Genomic DNA, 18,877 nt, shown 5'->3' with positions numbered 1-18,877 from the left:
GACCACCGAAACCCCGGCGCCCGCGCCCACTTCGGCGCCTCCCGCCGCACCTCCCGCAGATCCAGCCGCACCTCCCGCAGATCCAGCCGCTCCTCCGACGGAAGCGGCCCCCACCACCACACCCGCGCCGACGGTGCCACAACTGCCTGGCCAGAACTGCAGGGCCGGTACTTGATGAGTTCCAATCCATCTGTGGGGGCGTCCTTTCCGAGCCCACCGGGCGGATTTGCGCCTGCTCCCATCCAGTCCAATCGCCGCAACGTCGAACTGCTGCTCCTCGGCATCGCGGTTCTGATCACCACGTTCTCGCTGGTGCTCGTCGAGGCGAGCCAGGAACAGGCCGTCACGTGGGATCTGGCCAAGTACGGCCTCGCCTATCTCGCGCTCGTCACGGTTGCGCATCTGGCGGTGCGACGGTTCGCGCCGTACGCAGATCCACTGCTGCTCCCGATCGTGGCGTTGCTCAACGGACTCGGTTTGGTGCTGATCCATCGACTCGACTTGGCCGATCAGCAATCGGCCGAATATCTGGGCCAGGAGATCCCGTCGCCCGACGCGACCCAGCAGGTGCTGTGGACGACGCTCGCGATCGCCGGTTTCATTGCACTCCTCGTGCTTCTCCGCGACTACCGCACGCTGGCTCGGTACAGCTACACCGTCGGGCTGTGCGGTCTGGTGCTGTTGGCAATCCCGGCGCTTCTCCCGTCGGCCTTTTCCGAGGTGAACGGGTCCAAGATCTGGATCAGGCTGCCCGGGTTCAGTATTCAGCCCGGCGAGTTCGCCAAGATCCTGCTGTTGATCTTCTTCGCGTCGCTGCTCGTCGCCAAGCGTGAGCTGTTCACCACGGCCGGCAAGCACTTCCTCGGCATGGACTTTCCTCGCGGGCGTGATCTCGGACCGATCCTGCTGGTGTGGATCGTCTCCGTCGGCGTTCTCGTGTTCGAGAAGGACCTCGGGTCTTCACTGCTGATCTTCGGCACGGTGTTGGTGATGATCTACATCGCCACCGAACGCGTCGGCTGGCTCATCATCGGTTTCGGTCTGCTTCTGGTCGGATTTCTCTTCGCCTACCAGGTGTTCGGCCACGTCAAGATCCGCACCGACACCTGGCTTCATCCCTTCGACGACTACAACGACACCGGCTACCAGATCGTCCAGTCGATGTTCAGCTTCGCGACGGGTGGACTCGCCGGCACCGGCCTGGGCAGTGGACGACCGTCCCAGGTTCCGTTCGCGAAGACGGACTTCATCATCGCCGCGGTCGGTGAAGAGCTCGGCCTCATCGGCCTCACCGCCGTTCTGATCCTGTACCTGGTGTTCATCATCCGTGGCCTCCGCACCGCGCTCGCAGTCCGCGACAGCTTCGGCAAGCTTCTCGCCGCCGGCCTGTCGTTCACCGTCGCGATCCAGCTGTTCGTCGTCGTCGGCGGCGTCACCAAGCTCATTCCGCTCACCGGGCTGACCACGCCCTATCTGTCCTACGGAGGATCGTCGCTTCTCGCCAACTACTTGCTTCTCGCACTACTGATCAAGATCTCCGACGCCGCACGTGAACCCGCGACGCCGAAGAAGAAGCCGGCCCCGGCAGCCCCGATCGCGGAGGCGCCGACCGAGATGGTGAAACGCTCATGAACACTCCTCTCCGCCGCGTGTCCATCGCCGTCATGGTGATGGTCGTCGCGCTGCTGGCGAACGCCACGTACCTGCAGGTGATCAAGGCCGACGACTTGCGTTCCGATCCTCGCAACTCCCGGGTGCTGCTCGACGAGTACTCCCGTCAGCGTGGACAGATCTCGGCGGGCGGACAGGTGCTGGCCGCATCGATCTCGACCGACGATCGGTACAAGTACCTGCGCACGTATCCGCCGAATCAGCTGGCTCCCAACAGTCCGATGGCAAACGCTCCGGTGACCGGGTTCTATTCGATGCTGTACTCGAGCACCGGGCTCGAACGCACCGAGGATCAGGTGCTCAACGGCTCCGACGACCGCCTTTTCGGTCGCCGACTGTTCGATCTGATCTCCGGTCGTGATCCGCGCGGCGGAAACGTCGTCACGACGATCGACCCCGTTGTGCAGCAGGTCGCCTACGACCAACTGTTCTCCCGCGGTTACACCGGCGCCGTGGTTGCGATCGAGCCGTCGACAGGAAGAGTCCTCGCGATGGCCAGCTCGCCCAGCTACGACCCGAACCTGCTGGCGAGCCACGATGGTGCCCAAACCAGCGAAGCGTGGGACCAACTCAACTCCGACCCGGACAAGCCTCTGCTCAACCGGGCGATCTCGGCCACGTATCCGCCCGGGTCGACATTCAAGGTTCTGGTGACAGCTGCGGCTCTGGAGAACGGGGCAAGCCCCGATGATCAGCTGACAGCTGCGTCCACGATCACTCTGCCGGACACCGAGACGTCCCTCGAGAACTACAACGGGAGCACCTGCGGCGGCGGCGCGACCGCGTCGCTTCGGGAAGCCTTCGCCCGCTCGTGCAACACCGCGTTCGTAGAACTCGGAATCAACACCGGCGCCGACGCCCTCCGCGACACGGCGAGCGCCTTCGGAATCGGTGAGGAGACCACGTCGCTGCCGCTTCCCGTTGCCGACAGCACCATCGGATCGATTCCGGACGACGCGGCCCTCGGTCAGAGCAGCATCGGTCAGCGCGACGTCGCGCTGACCCCACTCCAGGACGCGGTGATCGCGGCGACCGTCGCCAACGGTGGCGTCCGGATGGCCCCGCACATGGTCAGCCAGTTGCAGTCACCCGACCTGTCGAACTTGTCGACGACGGCCCCCGACTCGAGGGGCCAGGCGATCAGCGCCGAGACCGCAGCGACACTGACGTCGCTGATGATCGGTTCCGAGAACAACACCGGCGGCGAGGGCAAGATCGCCGGCGTTCAGATCGCGTCGAAGACCGGCACCGCCGAGCACGGTACCGACCCGCGGAACACACCGCCGCACGCCTGGTACATCGGCTTCGCGCCTGCTGAGGACCCGAAAATTGCCATTGCCGTCATCGTGGAGGACGGCGGCGACCGTGCCCTCGCTGCGACCGGCGGGTCGGTTGCAGCTCCGGTCGGACGCGCTGTCATCGCTGCCGGATTGCAGGGGAGGTGAGCATCTCGTGCCACTGAAAAACGGTGCAGTCATTGCACAGCGCTACCGTCTGTTGCGATTGATCGCGACGGGCGGAATGGGACAGGTGTGGGAGGCGATGGACAATCGCCTCGATCGCAAGGTCGCGGTCAAAGTGCTCAAAGCCGAGTTCTCCGAGGACCCGGAGTTCTTGCAGCGGTTCCGCTTCGAGGCTCGTACTACTGCGCAGCTCAATCACCCCGGCATCGCAGGGGTGTACGACTACGGCGAGACGCGCGACGAAGCGGGTGAGTCGCTCGCGTACCTGGTGATGGAACTCGTCAACGGCGAGCCGCTCAACGCTGTGCTGGGACGGATCGGACGACTGCCACTCGGTCACGCTCTCGACATGCTCGAGCAGACCGGCCGCTCGCTTCAGATTGCGCACTCGGCCGGCGTCGTGCACCGGGACGTCAAGCCCGGCAACATCCTGATCACTCCCGCCGGTCTGGTGAAGATCACCGACTTCGGTATCGCGAAGGCAGTCGACGCATCACCGGTGACGAGAACCGGCATGGTGATGGGCACTGCCCAGTACATTGCTCCCGAACAGGCGCTGGGAGAAGAAGCGACCTCGGCCAGTGATGTGTACTCCCTCGGTGTCGTCGGGTACGAGGTGCTGTCCGGGACCCGTCCGTTCGTCGGCGACGGCGCTCTTACCGTCGCGATGAAGCATGTCCGCGACACACCGGCACCTCTGCCGTCGGACCTGCCTCCCGGTGTTCGGGAACTGATCGAGATCACTATGGCGAAGGACCCCGCTGCTCGCTACGCGAACGGTGGCGAGTTCGCAGATGCAGTCGCCGCAGTCCGTGCCGGCCGCAGACCGCCCGCGCCGGGCACCAGCAGAGGAACCGGGACCGGCAGGGTCATGATGCCCGGCGTGGTTGCGGCACCGGCACCGAGCAGCACTCAGATGATGCCGACGTCGCACAATCAGTACACCGGGCCTCGCGCAGGCGCCGTCGCCCCTGCGGAGCCGGAACCTACCGGAATGTCGTCGGCGCAGAAGGCTCTCGCGTGGGGCGGCGCCGGTCTGTTGCTGCTTGCCATCCTCATCGGTGGTTTCGTGCTGTTGAACCGCGAAGACGAGACTCCGGCTCCTTTCACTCCGCCCACTACGACGCAGCGGACCACGACGACCACCACGGAACCGACGACCACTACGACAACCACGACAACGGAACCGACGACGACCACCACGGAACCGACGACGACCGAACCGACGACCACCACGACGCAGCCGACGACGACGGCTCCGACGACCACGACGCAGCCGACGACGACCACCAACGGCGGGATCACGATCCCCTCGTTCACCATTCCGGGCCTCCCCGGGACAGGGGGCGGCGACGACGAGGAACCGCAGGCCGCCGGAACCCCCTTCGCGGACGAAAGTTCTTCTGGCACTGATCGACAAGGACAGCGATGACGACCCCCCGCAACCTCTCGTCCCGCTACGAGTTGGGCGAGATTCTCGGATTCGGCGGCATGTCCGAAGTCCATCTGGCGCGCGACAACCGGCTCGATCGCGACGTGGCGATCAAGGTGCTTCGTGCAGACCTTGCGCGCGACCCGACGTTCTACCTACGTTTCCGCCGTGAAGCGCAGAACGCGGCAGCACTCAACCACCCTGCCATCGTCGCTGTGTACGACACCGGCGAGGCGGAGACCGAAGCGGGTCCACTGCCGTTCATCGTCATGGAATATGTCGAGGGCAGCACGCTGCGTGACATCGTTCGAGGCGAAGGCCCGATGGCGCCGCGTCATGCGATGGAGGTCATCGCCGACGTGTGTGCGGCACTCGACTTCTCGCACCGCAACGGGATCGTCCACCGTGACGTCAAACCTGCGAACGTGATGATCAACAACGCGGGTGCGGTCAAGGTGATGGACTTCGGCATCGCCAGGGCCATTGCGGACAGCTCGAGTCCGATGACGCAGACCGCAGCCGTCATCGGCACCGCCCAGTACCTTTCGCCGGAGCAGGCGCGGGGCGAGCAGGTCGACGCCCGGTCCGACGTCTATTCGCTCGGCTGCGTCCTGTTCGAGGTCCTGACCGGGGAACCGCCGTTCAAGGGCGACTCTCCCGTCGCCGTGGCGTACCAGCACGTGCGCGAGGATCCCGAGTTGCCGTCGCGCGTCAATGCGGACGTGCCTCGTGAACTGGATTCGATCATCCTCAAGGCAATGGCCAAGAACCCGGCGAACCGGTATCAGTCCGCTGCCGAGATGCGCACCGACCTGGTCCGCGTGCTCGGCGGCCAACGTCCGAGCGCGCCGACGGTCATGAACGACGAGGATCGCACCACGATTCTCGGCTCGATGGATGCGCGGGCTCCACTTCCACGCTCGTCCGCCGCGTCGGAGCCTCCGAGCACGGGCGGCGGCCGACACGCGGGTGTCGAGGACGAGGGTCCGCGACGCCGCGGCATGCGAATCGCTCTGCTGTCTCTCGCTGCCATCGTGGTCGTCGCAATCGTCGGGGCGTTCCTGTGGTCTCTCGGTCCCGGCTCGTCTCCGGCTCGTGTCGCCATTCCCGATGTGACCGGTCTGTCGACATCCGACGCCCAGGCACGGCTCGCGGAAGCAGACCTCCGATTCGACATCGTGGAGAAGTCCGACGCGACGGTTCCCACCGGTGCCGTGATTGCTACGAGGCCGGGGGCGGGTGCCGAGGTCGACACGAAGAGCACCGTCAACCTGGACGTGTCCACCGGACCGGAACAGGTCCAGGTTCCGCAGCTCGCCGGCAAGACCCAACAGCAGGCTGCGCAAGCACTTTCATCACTCGGACTGGAACTCGACGGCACCGTCGCTCGTGCAACGTCGACACCGGAGAACCTCGACAAGGTCGTCGAACAGAACCCATCTTCGGGAGTCGGGATCACCGTCGGATCCTTGGTGAAGATCACCCTGGGCAGCGGACCGGCGCAGGTGCGAGTGCCCAACGTCGTCGGGCAGCAGGTCGACGTAGCGCAGCCCAACGTCGAGGGTGCGGGCTTCCAAGTGAAGATCGAGAACATCGACTCGGGCCAGCCGGTCGGCGAGGTCGTCTCGACCAGCCCTGCCGGTGGGTCCAATGCAGTCGCCGGCGACACCGTCACGTTGCGCGTGTCCAATGGCGACAAGATCCCCATGCCGGATCTACTGGGGCTGACCGCGGCACAGGCACAGACCGCCCTCGAGGCAGCAGGGTGGACTGGTTCGGCGACAAGCATCGTGACCTCGCAGGAGAGCACTCTCGATCCGACCATGGTCAACCGCGTGGTGAATCAGGCCGAACCCGCAGGGTCGGAGATCACCAAGTCACAGACTGTGAACATCAGCCTCGGTGTACTGGGGATACCCAGCAGGTAGCGCTAGCGGAACGCGAGCGCGACCTGCGCCTCCAGCTGACCGATCAGGTCGTCGTCCGATTCGGCACCACAGATCGACAGCCAGTTCGCCAGCATCCGGTGACCGCCTTGGGTAAGGATCGACTCCGGGTGGAATTGCACTCCGTGAATCGGCAGCTCTCGATGTCGCATCGCCATCACCAGCCCCGACGCCGTTCGTGCGGTGACTTCCAGTTCTTCGGGGATGGTGTCCTCGAGGACAGTCAACGAGTGATAGCGGGTGGCCGTGAACGGCTGCGGCATGCCCTCGAGAACGCCCACACCGATGTGGTCGACCGAACTGGTCTTTCCGTGCAGGAGCTCCGGAGCACGATCGACCGTCGCTCCGAAGGCTGCTCCGATCGCCTGATGCCCGAGGCACACTCCGAGCAGCGGGGTTCTTGCTGTCGCCGCTGCGGTCACCAGGTCCATCGTCGCGCCTGCTCGCTGCGGTGTGCCGGGGCCGGGGCTGAGCAGAATGCCGTCGAACTCGCGGGCCACTGCATCCCTGTCGTCCAAACGCGGATCGTCGTTGCGCCAGACGGTCGCGTCCACGCCGAGCTGGCCGAGGTACTGAACCAGGTTGAAGACGAAGCTGTCGTAGTTGTCGACGACGAGAATGCGCATAGGGCCAGCGTAAGCCAGTGTCGTATCCGACCGACAGTTCACCCTGGCTGGGCGTACTGCATCCTGATCGACCCGTCGTACGCCGGGACGTCCACTTGCCCGGATACCTCCGAGGTGTATCCGAGGCCGTATCGCAATGCGTACTGACGAAACACGGTGACGCCAGGCTCCCGATCGAGTGCAGCCGACAGCTCGGTCGGATCCCCGATCGCCGTCACCACATACGGCGGGCTGTACGTGCGGCCACCCAGCAGCAGGGTGTTTCCGATACATCGGGGCGCAACCCGACTTGCTATTCGTTGGTCCTGCATCGCAATCGCAGTCGCCCCGCCTGCCCACAATGCGTTGAGCACGCTCTGCACGTCCTGTTGATGTACGACGAGATCGTCGGGCGACGCGTCCGAGGCGTAGCGCCCGTCTTGACCTCTCGGGGCATCCGTCATCGTCACTACGACGCCCGGCCCCGACTCGGCTGTCAGACCCGCGGGAGCCATCAACGGTTGAGCCTGCGCCAGAGCGTCACCGACGTCGGCGTCGACCGTGCCCGCCGTGTTCCGAAGTGCCTCGACCCGCGCGGCCAGGTCGTCTCGTGTTTCCTCGGCGTCATCGGCGCTGACCTGCGCGGACCTCACCAAGGTAGACAGCCTCGTCGTGTCACTGCGGCGAATCTCGTCGCCGTGCGAGAACTGCCTCGTCGTCGCCAACAACATCCCGACAACGAGGCACACGACGACCGTGAGTATCTGCCAGACCCACGATGTCGTCTTCGTGCGCGCGTTGTCCGAGGGCATGTACTCCTCCGGTGCTCTCACCCGCGTTTCCGCTGAGCTAGCGTGTACAGGGCATGTGCGCAACTGTGGGCATGTGTCAGCACCAGACGCTACCTGCTCCACTCGCCGGGCGATGCAAGGGTTGGAATATGCGGCAGGGCCCATGTCACTGACAGGCCTGCGACAGTTGTCCACAACCTGTATCCACAGGCGAGGTATCGGGACTGCAGTAACGACAACGAAGGGAAAAGCATGCCGAAGTCGAAGGTTCGTAAGAAGAAGGACTATGTGATCGCACCGGGGACGCGCACTCCCGGTTCGGTGAAGGCCGGCCCGTCGAGTCCGTTGTATGTCGGAGTGATGTTGGGATTCATGCTGGTCGGGCTGCTGTGGCTGCTCGTGTACTACCTGGCAGCAGAGGACATCTCCTGGATGAACAGCCTTGGAGCGTGGAACTTCTTGATCGGTTTCGGCTTCATGGTTGTCGGACTCATCATGACCATGCGGTGGCGTTGATCAGCCGGTGTCGTTGATCAGGCGGTGTCGAACCGAGCTACTTACACGCGTGTTATTCATCCCCAATGTGGATAAAGCCTGTGGATAACTTATCCGGCAATCCCCAGGGTGTGGATGAACAGAAGTGGGCGACGCCGATGCCGGCCGTGTTCGCACTCGCCGTCGGCGGATTAGCGCTGGTCATCGCTGCGATATTGACGGATACGGATCCCGCTGGCCGGTTCCTGGTGACAGTAGCGGCTCTCGGCCTGTGGATAATTGCCGGTTTCGCGGCCTACCAGCGACCACGTCTGTGGATGACCGACAGCACAGTGTCGATGAAGCGACTCACCGGCGTCCGGACGTATCGACGCGACGAGATCGTACGAATCAAGACGGTGAGGTACCCGCGCCTCGGACGACGCGTACCGATGCTCGAGATAGACGTCCGCCGCGCCGGGGAAGACGACGACCGATTGGTCATCTTCGGTCGGTGGGATCTGGGGACGAATCCACAGGACGTCTACGACGCCCTCGAGCGCGGCGGGTTCGTGCCTGATGCGCGTTGATCGTTGGCGAGTGAGCTACAGGCCCATCTGAGACCGCAGGTCCAGGGCTCGAACGGCGATGACGGCCACGGCGAGTGCGGCAACGCCGGCCACGGCGATCCAGCCCATCCGGCCCTGCGAGGACCGTGTGTTGTTGGGCAGAAAGAGAATGCCGGCAGTGGCAGCGGCACCCGCCACGAGCCCGCCCACGTGGCCCCACAATGAGATGCCGGGGATCGAGATGCTGATGACGATGTTCAGTCCGATCACGACGAGAACCGGCGTCGGGCTTCGCTTGAGCTTGAGAAGAATGACCGCTTGCGCACCGAGCAGTCCGAAGATCGCGCCCGACGCACCTGCGGTGAGACTGATCGGCGCTTCGAGGACCATCACCGACGCACTGCCGCCGAGAAGTGACACCGCGTAGACGGCAACGTACCGTGCTCGGCCCAGAATGGCCTCGACGTCTCTGCCGATGATGTAGAGGGCGAACATGTTGACCAGCAGATGTATCGGTCCGATGTGCAGGAAGCCGCTACCGAGAATTCGCTCGACATCGCCGGTCGCCACCGCCGGTGGAAACAGAGCCCAGGCGTCGAACAGGGACGAGTTCGCGGTGTTGTCCAGCAGGCTGCGGGACTGCAGCGCCGTCACCGCGAACGCCAGCACGTTCAACCCCATCAGGATGTACGTGACGCGGCCGTAAGCGGCACCCGTCGGTGCACCGGCCACAGTTCGTGCCCGACGCACCGATGCGTTACCAGCGCGAACGCAATCGACGCAGTGTTGGCCGACTGCAGCGGGCTGTAGGCACTCCGGGCACGCCGGCCTGCCGCATCTCGAGCATGCGAGACCGGTGGGACGCTCGGGGTGTCGGACACACCTCGACTGAGGTGGGGTGGGCTCGTTGCCGTGCGCGCCACCCCAGCCGGGGTTCGTCATGGTCTGTCAGTCCTCCACGCAGAAGTGCCTACAGCAGGCTGGTCGATTCAGGCCAGGGTGATGCTGTTGATGACAACCTCGTCGACGGGACGGTCGCCGCGCCCGACGGGGGTGCCGGAGATGGCGTCCACGACCTTCTTCGATGCGTCGTCGGTCACCTCGCCGAAGATGGTGTGCTTGCGGTTGAGGTGCGGGGTCTTGCCGGTGGTGATGAAGAACTGCGAACCGTTGGTTCCCGGTCCGGCGTTGGCCATGGCCAGCAGGTACGGGCGGTCGAAGGAAAGCTCCGGGTGGAACTCGTCGCCGAACTTGTAGCCCGGTCCGCCGCTGCCGGTTCCGGTCGGGTCGCCGCCCTGGATCATGAAGCCGTCGATGACGCGGTGGAAGACAGCGCCGTCGTAGAACGGTCCGGACTTTCCGCCCGAGGCGTTGGTGGTCGAGTAGTCCTTCGTTCCGTCTGCGAGACCGGTGAAGTTCTCGACCGTCTTCGGCGCGTGGTTGCCGAACAGTTCGATGATGATGTCGCCGCGGTTGGTGTGCAGCGTTGCCGTCGATGTCTTGTTTGGTGAAGTCACCCCACCATCGTGCCATTGACGGGCACCGGCCGAAACGGTGACGGTCATTCGCACCCACGTTGTGGAACAGTGGAGGCATGACGAGCACATCGAAGTCTGCGCACCTCCGGGGCGTCGCTGCGGGCACCGGCGGAAATTTGATCAAGGCGGCGAAGATCTTCGGGACCGGATCCGCGGGGGTCGGGCTACAGGTCGCCACGCGTGGATACGCGCTGGCACGGCGTGAAGCCGATCGGCGCAAGACTCATCGTGCAGAGGCAGCCTCCGCACCGCAGCCCACCAAGTCCGCGCGCGGGTCGATCCTCGGCACGAAGACGAGAGAGTTCGTCGTGTTCGGCTCGCTGTTCGGTGCAGCGGCGGGGATCGCGATTGTCGTCGCCAAGCGCCGGAACACGTTCGTCGAACCGGCAGATGCGCCGCCGAGCCTGGACGACTACAACGAGACTCCGACGCCGGTCAACGGATCCTCGGCGCACGAGGCGCGCAAGTAGCAGCAGTCAAGAAACTTCGTCGGTCTGCCGGAGACGACGAGAGCGATACTGCGCTGAGTCACGGTGTCATCGGTGAGGTACTCGCTGTGACCGTGGCTGTTCGCCAGCGTGCCGTCCGCCGAACGAGTGGACAGCGCGCGTACGCCGTCCAGTTCGCTCGGATCGCCACCGAACAGTCCGGTGTCCGCCACCAGGTCGCCACGTGATTCGCCGACGAACAGATGGCCGGGTGGAACGGACAGCTGGGAAACGTCGTCGAATCCCAGCCCAGGGGAACCCACCGCAACCATCTCGTCGACTCCCGTGCCATCGGTTCCACGCAGCGCGAGAGCGGCGGTCAGCGAACCGTACGAATGTCCGAGCAGCGTCAGATGTGGGTCCGCGGCGCGCGCGGCATCGAGTCCGTCGAGAAACGACGCCAGGCGCGGTGCACCGATCGCAGCGGCCGCGGACGAGAGGACCGTGCGCTCCGGATCGAGCAGACTCCACCCCAGTTGCGGGGCCTGATAGTCCATCCATGTCACGCACGCGACACTCTCGCCAGGTGAAATGAGTTCGCGCACAGTCTGTTCGAGTGCGTCCATGTCGCTGTCGTAGCGTTGCACGTCGCCGCTGACATCGGAGTCCAGACCAGGAACGAAGACTGCGACGTGTGTAGCAGTGTGGACGTTGCCGACAGCGATGGCTGCCAACGTGTCTTCGGCGCTCGAGTTGTCCAGCACCAGGAGCTGGCGATTTCCCTGGTCGAGGACAGTCGAGATGGCGTCGAGAGCGTCGAGGCGCTTCCTCGTCTGCGCCAATCCTGCGTCGGCGTTGTCGAAGAGACCACCGAAGAGGGCTGAGTCGAGCCGCCGCGTCAGTTCGTCGGCAACGTCCTCCAGCCGGGCGCGCTCGCGCACGAGAACCCTCCTGTTCGCTGCATCGCGGACATCAGCCGGTAGGCGGGCGAGGTTGCCGGCGGATCCGGGGTCGTTCACCAGGAGCGAGGTTCGCTCGGACTGCGGTAGCAACTCCCAGAACGCCGAGGTTGCCGATGCGGTGCCGTCCTGCACGGTGAGCCTCGCAGGTTCGACGGGAACGTCGTCACCGATTCGGGTCAGATCAACAGCCGCATTCCGATCGATCTCCGTGGCGCGCCGGACTACCTCGTTCACCCGCTCGGCGAGATCGCGACGCAGACGCGCTCGGCTGCGCGCTGTGTCCCACGCGTCCTCGGAACTGGTGCTGTACACGATGATTCCGTCACTGACTGTGCCGTCGGAGTCGATTTCGAGGGCGTGCTCGTCGCTACTCGATTCGCACTCGCGTACTACTGACCGCACCGGATACATGTCGTCGGCGAGATCGGCGAGACACCGTCCGATGCGCTCGAGTGTGCGCGCCGAGTCGTGATAGTGCTCCCATGCACGAGCCATCGCAGACCGGGCCGCGTCGGCCGCCTCACCACGCCATAGAAGCTCACGCGTGAGCGAAAGCACCGCATCTCCGCTGAACCGGAGCCTGTCTGCGGTGTCGCTCACTTGATGCCCCAGGTGCGAGATCTCCGACGGGTTCCACTGTTGAATCTCGCTCCACGACACCATGTCCCACCCCTCATCGATGTGTCGACGTAGGGGTAGTCAACCTCGGGAACCGGAGGGTCCAGGAAATCTATCCCCAGGCTGTGGATCGATTGTGTGGAGAGTGGGTCAACGCGCTATTCTCCACTCCGTTTCGTCCGGACCGGACTCTTGCACAGGCTTCACTGTGGACGGGCGACTGCGCTTCGCCCGGTACAGGTCTGCGTCGGCGGCCCGATAGAGCTCGGCCCAACGCCGGCCGGAGGGCATGCACACGAGGCCGACACTCCACTCCGCGCGATGCGCCCGTCGCAGACGATCGATGATCTGCCACGCTTCCGCTTCGAGGACGCCGGGCATGAAAAGCACGAACTCGTCACCGCCGAGCCGGCCCAACACGTCGCGGCGGCTCAACTCCGCTTTCCAAGCCTTCGAAACACGTGCCAGCAGAACGTCACCGGCGATGTGACCGTATTCGTCGTTGATCTGCTTGAAGTTGTCCAGATCGAGTACAGCCATGCTGACCGAGAGTCCACGCGCGGCACATGCCGGCAGCATCTTCTCCACCTTGGATTCGAATCCGAATCTGTTCAAGAGTCCGGTGAGGGCGTCGTGGGTGGCGGTGTAGCGCATACGACGAGCGAATGCACCGAACACCTCGGTGGCTCCGACCACGCCGAGAGCGATCAGAACGTAGGCGATTATCGAGGATTCGTAGGGCCCGATCGCAGCGCCGGCAACCGCAGAGACAGCGAGTACGGCAACCCAGATCCCGGCGTTGCGTTCGGACCAGAATGCGCCGATGTGCATGCCGAGAAACATGGTGGCTTGGACGCAGACGAGGAATGCCGCAAGGGTGTGGCTCGCTGCAAACGACAGAGCTACGGCAAGAATGCCCATGAATGTCACCGCACCGATGGTGCGTCTCGGGCTCGGTCCCATGGTGCGCATCAGCATCACGGCTGCGATGATGCCCAGCGCGACCGAGAGGAAGAGCGCGCCACGTTCCAGCGAATCGGAACTACCCCACGACGCACTTCCGCTTGCACCGAAGAGAAGTGTGGTGGCGACGATGTACACCAGGAGGGTGAGCCCCGACTCGTCGAGTTTCGATGTCATGGACATCATTCGGTCGATCATGCGGACTGCACCTCGAACCGGTACGGGGCATATGTGGGAGCGGCTTCCCGACGAGGTCGCATCACTACCCACCCCTCCCCAGGACATCGCGCTCAGTGTCGACGGCGACGTCGCTCGTGCGGGACTTTAACACTTTCCACCGGTATTGGAGGTCGGGACGGGAGCGCTCGGTGGCTACGGCTCCGCCGCAGTGGCGCGGTTGAGTGCACCCCAGCACACTCAACCGTGCCACTGGGGGCGGAGCCCCTATCACCGCAGCCAGCGGAGCGACCCAAAGGAGGCGCGGGAGGCTCAGGAGACGAGTTCCGCGCGGGCCGCCTCTCGGGCCAGGAGTCGGTCCCGGGATTCTTCGAATTTGGTGGCTTTGGCGGCAAGCTCGTCGACGAAGACCGCGAGACGATCTCTGTCCTTCTCGCCCTCGCCGGAGAAGTCGTTGCGTTCGAAAATTTGCCATTTGCGCAGCACCGGCATCAGGACCTCGTCCAGGTGCTGACGGAGGTCGTAGATGCCGTACTTGGCCAAGGCCATCGCGTTCTTGCGGAAGTTGGGCATGTTCAGCCCCGGCATCGCGAAGTCGGTTGCTACGTCGGCGATTGCTCGGACCATCTGATCCGGAGTGAGGTCGAGCGCGGCGGCACCGAGGTTGCGGTAGAAGATCATGTGCAGGTTCTCGTCGGCGGCTACTCGGGCGAGCATTCGATCGGCAACCTCGTCCCCGCACGCCAGGCCGGTGTTGCGGTGCGACACTCTCGTGGCCAGTTCCTGCAGGGTCACGTAGGCCACCGAATGCAGGAAGTTCGCGCCGTCCATCGGGGCATCGACCCCGGTGGTCATGTGCTGCATGCGCGCACGTTCCAGTTCGACGGGATCGACGGCACGTGTAACGACGAGATAGTCGCGCATAACTATTCCGTGGCGGTTCTCTTCGGCGGTCCAGCGACCGACCCAGGTGCCCCACGCGCCGTCGAGCGAGAAGTTGTCGGCCAGACCCCGGTGGTACGACGGCAAATTGTCTTCGGTAAGCAGGTTGGTGATCATCGCGGTGCGAGCAAGGTCCGACAGTCTCGATTGCGATTCGTCCCAGTCGTCGCCTCCCATAGCGGCGAAGTTACGACCTTCGTCCCACGGAATGTAGTCGTGTGGGTGCCATTCTTTGGCCATGGAGAGATGGCGGTTCAGGTTCTGTTCCAGCGTCTCTTCGAGCTCGGTCAACAATTCGGTGTGATCGAGGTTGCGCATCTTGTTTCCTTCACACGGTTCACAAAGTTTCAGACGCGGTCGGCTGACAGGAAGAGCCGACGTGACGCGTTCGATTATCAGCTGAACGCTAGGTGACTTGTGTGGTGAGCGTCACCGATGCTCGTCATGTCTGGAGATGTCAGCACTGCGCAGCTACATCCATTGGCTGGGATCACAACCGGCAAATCGGCTGGAATGACGGGCCGGATACGAAAAAGGACGCTCAACCGAAGTTGGGCGTCCTTCTCTTCCTTCTGTGGAGCCTAGGAGATTCGAACTCCTGACATCTGCCTTGCAAAGGCAGCGCTCTACCAACTGAGCTAAGGCCCCGGGTGTAACTGTAATTCTCGAACTGCGCAAGCGAACAATACCTTACACGCTTGCGAACCCTTTCAGGCGGTGGAAACTTCGTGCCAGACACCGTCTCCGCTGCGAACCGACCGCACCTTCGACACTGCTACCACCACTGCTACCACCACGCCGACGAGAACGAGAATTCTCACTTCTCTTTCACCTCGCCGTCGTGTCCGGTGTGGGCCTAGGAGGACTTGAACCTCCGACCTCTTCCTTATCAGGGAAGCGCTCTAACCGCCTGAGCTATAGGCCCTCGTACCTCGGCTGAAGAAGAATATTTCTCTTCTCGAACCGAGGAGTGAGGTTACCGTACCGAACCGCTGTACTCCAAAACGGCTCGATACGGCCTCCTCGTACGAGCTCTCAGTCGCGGTCCGCCAACGTCACTTCGACGCCGCCGACCAGATCCGAGGACAGGTTGTAGATGAACGATCCGATGGTCGTCAACGCGGTGAACAACACCATGTTGATGATGCCGATCACGGCTGCATAGCCGAAGACCTGGCCCGCACTGACCAACCCGCCATCGCCGGATTCGTTGACGACCTCGGTGAACGCACTGTTGAGGCGATCCCACACCCCCATGCCGTCGAGCACCGCGTACAGCAGGCCAACTGCCACCATCCACACGAAGAACAGCGACACCGCGATGACCAGCGAAATCTTGAGGGTCGACCACGGGTCGATCTTTCGAAGCTGGATGGTCGCGCGCAGCGGCTGCCCGTCCTCACGCGCGGCTATGGCAACTGGCTGCGCGACTTTCTGGGCGTCGGGCCCCGGCTCGGAGTGCCGGACCTCCGATAAGTCCGGCATGTCCTTCGCCAGATCTTTGCGCTCGATGTGCCGCGTCGGCCCGTCGATCCCTGCAGCCTTGCTCTTGGCCGCCTCACGACGCTGCGTCTTGTCGACTGGATTCTCCGGACCGTTGTACCCGGCCGGTGCACCCTGGGCCGGATCACCCTGTGGAAGGGTGCCTCCCCGCGCCGACAGGTTCGTCTGCGGTTGATTCTGGGGCGACCGGGGTGATCCCTGCGGGGCACCCTGCTGAGGCGCGCCCTGACTGGAGCCACGCTGCCAAGGAGGTGCTCCCTGCGGAGTGCCATTGCCCTGCACGGGTGCGCTCCGAACCGGCCCGGACTGCGGGCTCTCGAACGCAGCAGTTGCAGGCTGAGCCACGTCACCGGCGTGAAGTGGATCGAACGGGCGCTCATCGGCACGAGGTGCGTCCGGCCGAGGCGGTGCCGGACGCTCGGCCTCGACGCGGGGAGCGGCCTCGGTAGGAGGCTGCTGCGCCGCGCTCGGACGAGCTGGTGCGGACGAACGAGGTGGCATCGGCGGCTGGGGCTGACCGTTGGCCGGCTGACCGTTGGCCGGCTGACCGTTGGCCGGCTGACCGCTCCTCTGCTGATCCCGTGCCTGCGAGGCGGCGGGACGCGACGCCGGGGGTGCGACAGGCCGGTCGGCGGCGGGCTTGGCACCCGGGCCGGCCGGTCGCGGAGGCGCACTCGCCTGCTGTGGCGCCGCAGCGCCGGAGCGCTCGGCAGGCGGCACTCGGCCCGCGGCGGGCCCGTCTGCAGTTCCCGGGCGCTGAGGTGCGCCCTGCGGTGGGGTCTGCTGAGTCGGACGTCCGGGGGCCTGACTCGGCCCGTTCGGCGGTCGCACCGGCGGACGATTTCCGCCGTTCTGCGGTGGCTGCGTTCCTGGGCGCACCGCTGGCTGCGGACGCGCCGATGTCCGCGGCTGCTCAGCAGGCTCGCTAGGCGGAACGGGCCTGCTACCAGGCCTGTTGGGAGTGCTCACTACGACTCCTTAGGTGCTTCGTCTTCGGGAGAGACTGCGCCCGGCTCCGGTTCGTGTTCGTCGGCGTTACGGGCGATAGCGAGCAGTGTGTCGCCTTCTCCGAGATTCATCAACCGAACACCCTTCGTCTGTCGGCCAGCCTTCCGAACCTGTTTAGCTGCGGTACGGATCACGCCTCCACCAGAAGTGATTGCGTACAGCTCGTCATCGTCGTCGACGATGAGAGCACCTACCAGGGTGCCACGCTTCGGGTCGTACTGGATTGTGAGCACGCCCTTTCCACCTCGGCCCTGTTGCGGGTAATCCTCCATAGCTGTGCGCTTCGAGTAGCCACCCGACGTCGCAACCAGCAGGTACTTGTCCTCGCGCACGACGTTGAGCGACAACAATTGGTCTTCGCCGTTGAACCGCATGCCTTGGACACCGGACGTGGCACGGCCCATCGGGCGCAACACCTCGTCGGTGGCCGAGAAGCGAATCGACTGTCCCTGGGCGGAAACCAACAGCAGATCATCGTCCGAGGAGGCCAGTACCGCACCGACCAACTCGTCTTCACCTCGAAGATTCACCGCGACGATGCCGCCGCTGCGGTTCGAATCGAAGTCGGTGAGCTTGGACTTCTTGACCAGTCCACCCTTCGTGGCAAGCACCAGGTACGGCGCATCCTCGTAGGTCTGGATCTGAATGACCTGGGCGATCCGCTCGTCGGGCTGGAACGCGAGCAGGTTCGCCACATGCTGGCCTCGAGCAGTTCGGTTGGCCTCGGGCAGCTCGTACGCCTTCGCCCGGTAGACCCGTCCCTTCGTGGTGAAGAACAGGATCCAGTCGTGGGTGGAGCAGACGAAGAACTTGCTGACGATGTCGTCCTGCTTGAGACCGGCACCCTGGACGCCCTTGCCGCCGCGCTTCTGCGAGCGGTAGAGGTCGGTCCTGGTGCGCTTGGCATAGCCGGTCTCGGTGATCGTGACCACGACGTTCTCGCGTGCGATCAGATCCTCGTCGTTGACGTCTCCATCGCTGGCGATGATGCGTGTTCGACGGTCGTCGCCGAACTTCTCGACGATTTCGGCCAACTCGTCACGAACGATCTGCCGCTGACGCTCCGGACGGGCCAGGATGTCCTGCAGTTCGGCGATCTCGAGTTCGATCTCGGCCAGTTCGTCGATGATCTTCTGCCGCTCGAGGGCAGCGAGGCGACGTAGCTGCATTGCGAGGATCGCATCGGCCTGGATGGTGTCGACGTCGAGCAAGTCGATCAAGCCGGTTCGCGCGGCATCGACATCGGGTGAGCGACGGATGAGCGCGATGACCTCGTCGAGAGCATCGAGCGCCTTGACCAGACCACGCAGGATGTGGGCCCGTTCTTCGGCCTTGCGCAGACGGTAGCGGGTACGACGAATGATGACGTCGAGCTGATGAGCCACGTAGTAGCGGATCATCTGGTCGAGTCGCAACGTCCGGGGGACGCCGTCGACGATCGAGAGCATGTTCGCGCCGAAGCTCGTCTGCAGCTGCGAGTGCTTGTAGAGGTTGTTCAGAACCACCTTCGCGACAGCATCGCGCTTTATGGTGACGACGATGCGCATACCGACGCGGTCGGAGGATTCGTCGTCGATCTTCGAGATACCGGACAGCTTGCCGTCGCGGACCTGTTCGGCGATCGAGGTGATCATGTTGTCCGGGTTGACCTGGTACGGCAACTCGGTGATCACGATGGTCGAACGACCGTTGGAATCCTCTTCGATCTCCACGACGCCGCGCATGCGGATCGAACCGCGACCGGTGGAGTAGGCGTCGGAGATTCCCTGGCTGCCGACGATGAGGCC

17 protein-coding genes and 2 tRNA genes are annotated in these 18,877 nt (G+C 64.2%); 8 read left to right on the top strand and 11 right to left on the bottom strand.

What is annotated here, in order from left to right; genetic code table 11:
- Positions 1-174 precede the first annotated feature (174 nt).
- The 4 genes from A2J03_RS21720 to pknB are packed head-to-tail and all read left to right on the top strand — an operon-like array spanning position 175 to position 6,494.
- On the top strand, positions 175-1,632 hold the full coding sequence (locus A2J03_RS21720) for an FtsW/RodA/SpoVE family cell cycle protein (RefSeq protein ID WP_068378130.1): 1,458 nt from the start codon (positions 175-177) through the stop codon (positions 1,630-1,632).
- On the top strand, positions 1,629-3,116 hold the full coding sequence (locus A2J03_RS21715; RefSeq protein ID WP_068378128.1) for a peptidoglycan D,D-transpeptidase FtsI family protein: 1,488 nt from the start codon (positions 1,629-1,631) through the stop codon (positions 3,114-3,116). Before A2J03_RS21720 ends, A2J03_RS21715 begins: the two co-directional genes overlap by 4 nt.
- Before the next feature lie 7 nt (positions 3,117-3,123).
- Positions 3,124-4,566, top strand: coding sequence for a serine/threonine-protein kinase (locus A2J03_RS21710; RefSeq protein ID WP_197480905.1), 1,443 nt, complete (start codon positions 3,124-3,126; stop codon positions 4,564-4,566).
- The gene (gene pknB, locus A2J03_RS21705; RefSeq protein WP_068378126.1) at positions 4,563-6,494 is read left to right on the top strand and encodes a Stk1 family PASTA domain-containing Ser/Thr kinase; all 1,932 of its coding nucleotides are present in this window, start codon (positions 4,563-4,565) and stop codon (positions 6,492-6,494) included. The genes A2J03_RS21710 and pknB overlap by 4 nt, the downstream gene beginning before the upstream one ends.
- Before the next feature lie 2 nt (positions 6,495-6,496).
- Here pknB and A2J03_RS21700 read toward each other — a convergent pair whose 3' ends face one another.
- Both A2J03_RS21700 and A2J03_RS21695 read right to left on the bottom strand, forming a co-directional pair.
- On the bottom strand, positions 6,497-7,138 hold the full coding sequence (locus A2J03_RS21700; RefSeq protein WP_068378124.1) for an aminodeoxychorismate/anthranilate synthase component II: 642 nt from the start codon (positions 7,136-7,138) through the stop codon (positions 6,497-6,499).
- Positions 7,139-7,176: 38 nt separating this feature from the next.
- On the bottom strand, positions 7,177-7,929 hold the full coding sequence (locus tag A2J03_RS21695) for a DUF881 domain-containing protein (protein WP_068378122.1): 753 nt from the start codon (positions 7,927-7,929) through the stop codon (positions 7,177-7,179).
- A gap of 231 nt (positions 7,930-8,160) precedes the next feature.
- Here A2J03_RS21695 and crgA point away from each other — a divergent pair, with 231 nt between their 5' ends.
- Together crgA and A2J03_RS21685 are read left to right on the top strand one after the other, a co-directional pair.
- On the top strand, positions 8,161-8,424 hold the full coding sequence (gene crgA / locus A2J03_RS21690) for a cell division protein CrgA (protein ID WP_068378120.1): 264 nt from the start codon (positions 8,161-8,163) through the stop codon (positions 8,422-8,424).
- A gap of 65 nt (positions 8,425-8,489) precedes the next feature.
- Complete coding sequence (locus tag A2J03_RS21685; protein ID WP_068378118.1) at positions 8,490-8,972, top strand: PH domain-containing protein; 483 nt, start codon at positions 8,490-8,492, stop codon at positions 8,970-8,972.
- A 15-nt stretch (positions 8,973-8,987) separates the two neighbouring features.
- On the opposite strand, the gene A2J03_RS21680 is transcribed toward A2J03_RS21685, so the two are convergent.
- Together A2J03_RS21680 and A2J03_RS21675 are read right to left on the bottom strand one after the other, a co-directional pair.
- Positions 8,988-9,893 (bottom strand): rhomboid family intramembrane serine protease, encoded by a 906-nt coding sequence (locus tag A2J03_RS21680; RefSeq protein WP_068378116.1) that lies wholly within the window; start codon positions 9,891-9,893, stop codon positions 8,988-8,990.
- Between the two features lie 47 nt (positions 9,894-9,940).
- Positions 9,941-10,468 (bottom strand): peptidylprolyl isomerase, encoded by a 528-nt coding sequence (locus tag A2J03_RS21675; protein ID WP_068378136.1) that lies wholly within the window; start codon positions 10,466-10,468, stop codon positions 9,941-9,943.
- A 77-nt stretch (positions 10,469-10,545) separates the two neighbouring features.
- Here A2J03_RS21675 and A2J03_RS21670 point away from each other — a divergent pair, with 77 nt between their 5' ends.
- Positions 10,546-10,959 (top strand): hypothetical protein, encoded by a 414-nt coding sequence (locus A2J03_RS21670; RefSeq protein ID WP_068378115.1) that lies wholly within the window; start codon positions 10,546-10,548, stop codon positions 10,957-10,959.
- On the opposite strand, the gene A2J03_RS21665 is transcribed toward A2J03_RS21670, so the two are convergent.
- Complete coding sequence (locus A2J03_RS21665) at positions 10,902-12,542, bottom strand: alpha/beta hydrolase (RefSeq protein ID WP_068378113.1); 1,641 nt, start codon at positions 12,540-12,542, stop codon at positions 10,902-10,904. The two genes, A2J03_RS21670 and A2J03_RS21665, sit on opposite strands and share 58 nt — an antisense overlap.
- A gap of 105 nt (positions 12,543-12,647) precedes the next feature.
- Entirely contained in the window at positions 12,648-13,646 is a 999-nt protein-coding gene (locus A2J03_RS21660) for a GGDEF domain-containing protein (RefSeq protein ID WP_231912644.1), read from the bottom strand.
- Here A2J03_RS21660 and A2J03_RS30665 point away from each other — a divergent pair.
- Positions 13,636-13,788, top strand: a complete 153-nt coding sequence (locus A2J03_RS30665) for a hypothetical protein (protein WP_156520509.1) — start codon at positions 13,636-13,638, stop codon at positions 13,786-13,788. The two genes, A2J03_RS21660 and A2J03_RS30665, sit on opposite strands and share 11 nt — an antisense overlap.
- Positions 13,789-13,949: 161 nt before the next feature.
- On the opposite strand, the gene A2J03_RS21655 is transcribed toward A2J03_RS30665, so the two are convergent.
- From A2J03_RS21655 to A2J03_RS21635, 5 genes are all read right to left on the bottom strand, one after another.
- The gene (locus A2J03_RS21655) at positions 13,950-14,897 is read right to left on the bottom strand and encodes an acyl-ACP desaturase (RefSeq protein WP_068378111.1); all 948 of its coding nucleotides are present in this window, start codon (positions 14,895-14,897) and stop codon (positions 13,950-13,952) included.
- A 257-nt stretch (positions 14,898-15,154) separates the two neighbouring features.
- A tRNA-Ala gene (locus tag A2J03_RS21650) sits at positions 15,155-15,227 on the bottom strand.
- A 203-nt stretch (positions 15,228-15,430) separates the two neighbouring features.
- A tRNA-Ile gene (locus A2J03_RS21645) sits at positions 15,431-15,504 on the bottom strand.
- 110 nt (positions 15,505-15,614) lie between these two features.
- Complete coding sequence (locus tag A2J03_RS21640) at positions 15,615-16,913, bottom strand: DUF3566 domain-containing protein (protein WP_231912643.1); 1,299 nt, start codon at positions 16,911-16,913, stop codon at positions 15,615-15,617.
- A 137-nt stretch (positions 16,914-17,050) separates the two neighbouring features.
- The coding region (locus A2J03_RS21635; protein ID WP_068378109.1) for a DNA gyrase C-terminal beta-propeller domain-containing protein at positions 17,051-18,877 on the bottom strand (1,827 nt) is incomplete at its 5' end.

It is taken from the genome of Rhodococcus sp. EPR-157 (assembly GCF_001647195.1).
GTDB lineage: Bacteria > Actinomycetota > Actinomycetes > Mycobacteriales > Mycobacteriaceae > Rhodococcoides.
Note: the sequence above shows the minus strand (reverse complement) of the source record. Positions and strands in the feature narration are given on the sequence as shown.

What these genes read in the sequence shown, in the direction of transcription:
- crgA (WP_068378120.1), top strand. Translation starts at nt 8,161, where the DNA reads ATGCCGAAGTCGAAGGTTCGTAAGAAGAAGGACTATGTGATCGCACCG.
- A2J03_RS21660 (WP_231912644.1), bottom strand. Translation starts at nt 13,646, where the DNA reads ATGATGTCCATGACATCGAAACTCGACGAGTCGGGGCTCACCCTCCTG.
- A2J03_RS21695 (WP_068378122.1), bottom strand. Translation starts at nt 7,929, where the DNA reads ATGCCCTCGGACAACGCGCGCACGAAGACGACATCGTGGGTCTGGCAG.
- A2J03_RS21670 (WP_068378115.1), top strand. Translation starts at nt 10,546, where the DNA reads ATGACGAGCACATCGAAGTCTGCGCACCTCCGGGGCGTCGCTGCGGGC.
- A2J03_RS21715 (WP_068378128.1), top strand. Translation starts at nt 1,629, where the DNA reads ATGAACACTCCTCTCCGCCGCGTGTCCATCGCCGTCATGGTGATGGTC.
- A2J03_RS21700 (WP_068378124.1), bottom strand. Translation starts at nt 7,138, where the DNA reads ATGCGCATTCTCGTCGTCGACAACTACGACAGCTTCGTCTTCAACCTG.
- A2J03_RS21655 (WP_068378111.1), bottom strand. Translation starts at nt 14,897, where the DNA reads ATGCGCAACCTCGATCACACCGAATTGTTGACCGAGCTCGAAGAGACG.
- A2J03_RS21680 (WP_068378116.1), bottom strand. Translation starts at nt 9,893, where the DNA reads ATGACGAACCCCGGCTGGGGTGGCGCGCACGGCAACGAGCCCACCCCA.
- A2J03_RS21720 (WP_068378130.1), top strand. Translation starts at nt 175, where the DNA reads ATGAGTTCCAATCCATCTGTGGGGGCGTCCTTTCCGAGCCCACCGGGC.
- A2J03_RS21685 (WP_068378118.1), top strand. Translation starts at nt 8,490, where the DNA reads ATGTGGATAAAGCCTGTGGATAACTTATCCGGCAATCCCCAGGGTGTG.
- A2J03_RS21665 (WP_068378113.1), bottom strand. Translation starts at nt 12,542, where the DNA reads ATGGTGTCGTGGAGCGAGATTCAACAGTGGAACCCGTCGGAGATCTCG.
- A2J03_RS30665 (WP_156520509.1), top strand. Translation starts at nt 13,636, where the DNA reads ATGGACATCATTCGGTCGATCATGCGGACTGCACCTCGAACCGGTACG.
- pknB (WP_068378126.1), top strand. Translation starts at nt 4,563, where the DNA reads ATGACGACCCCCCGCAACCTCTCGTCCCGCTACGAGTTGGGCGAGATT.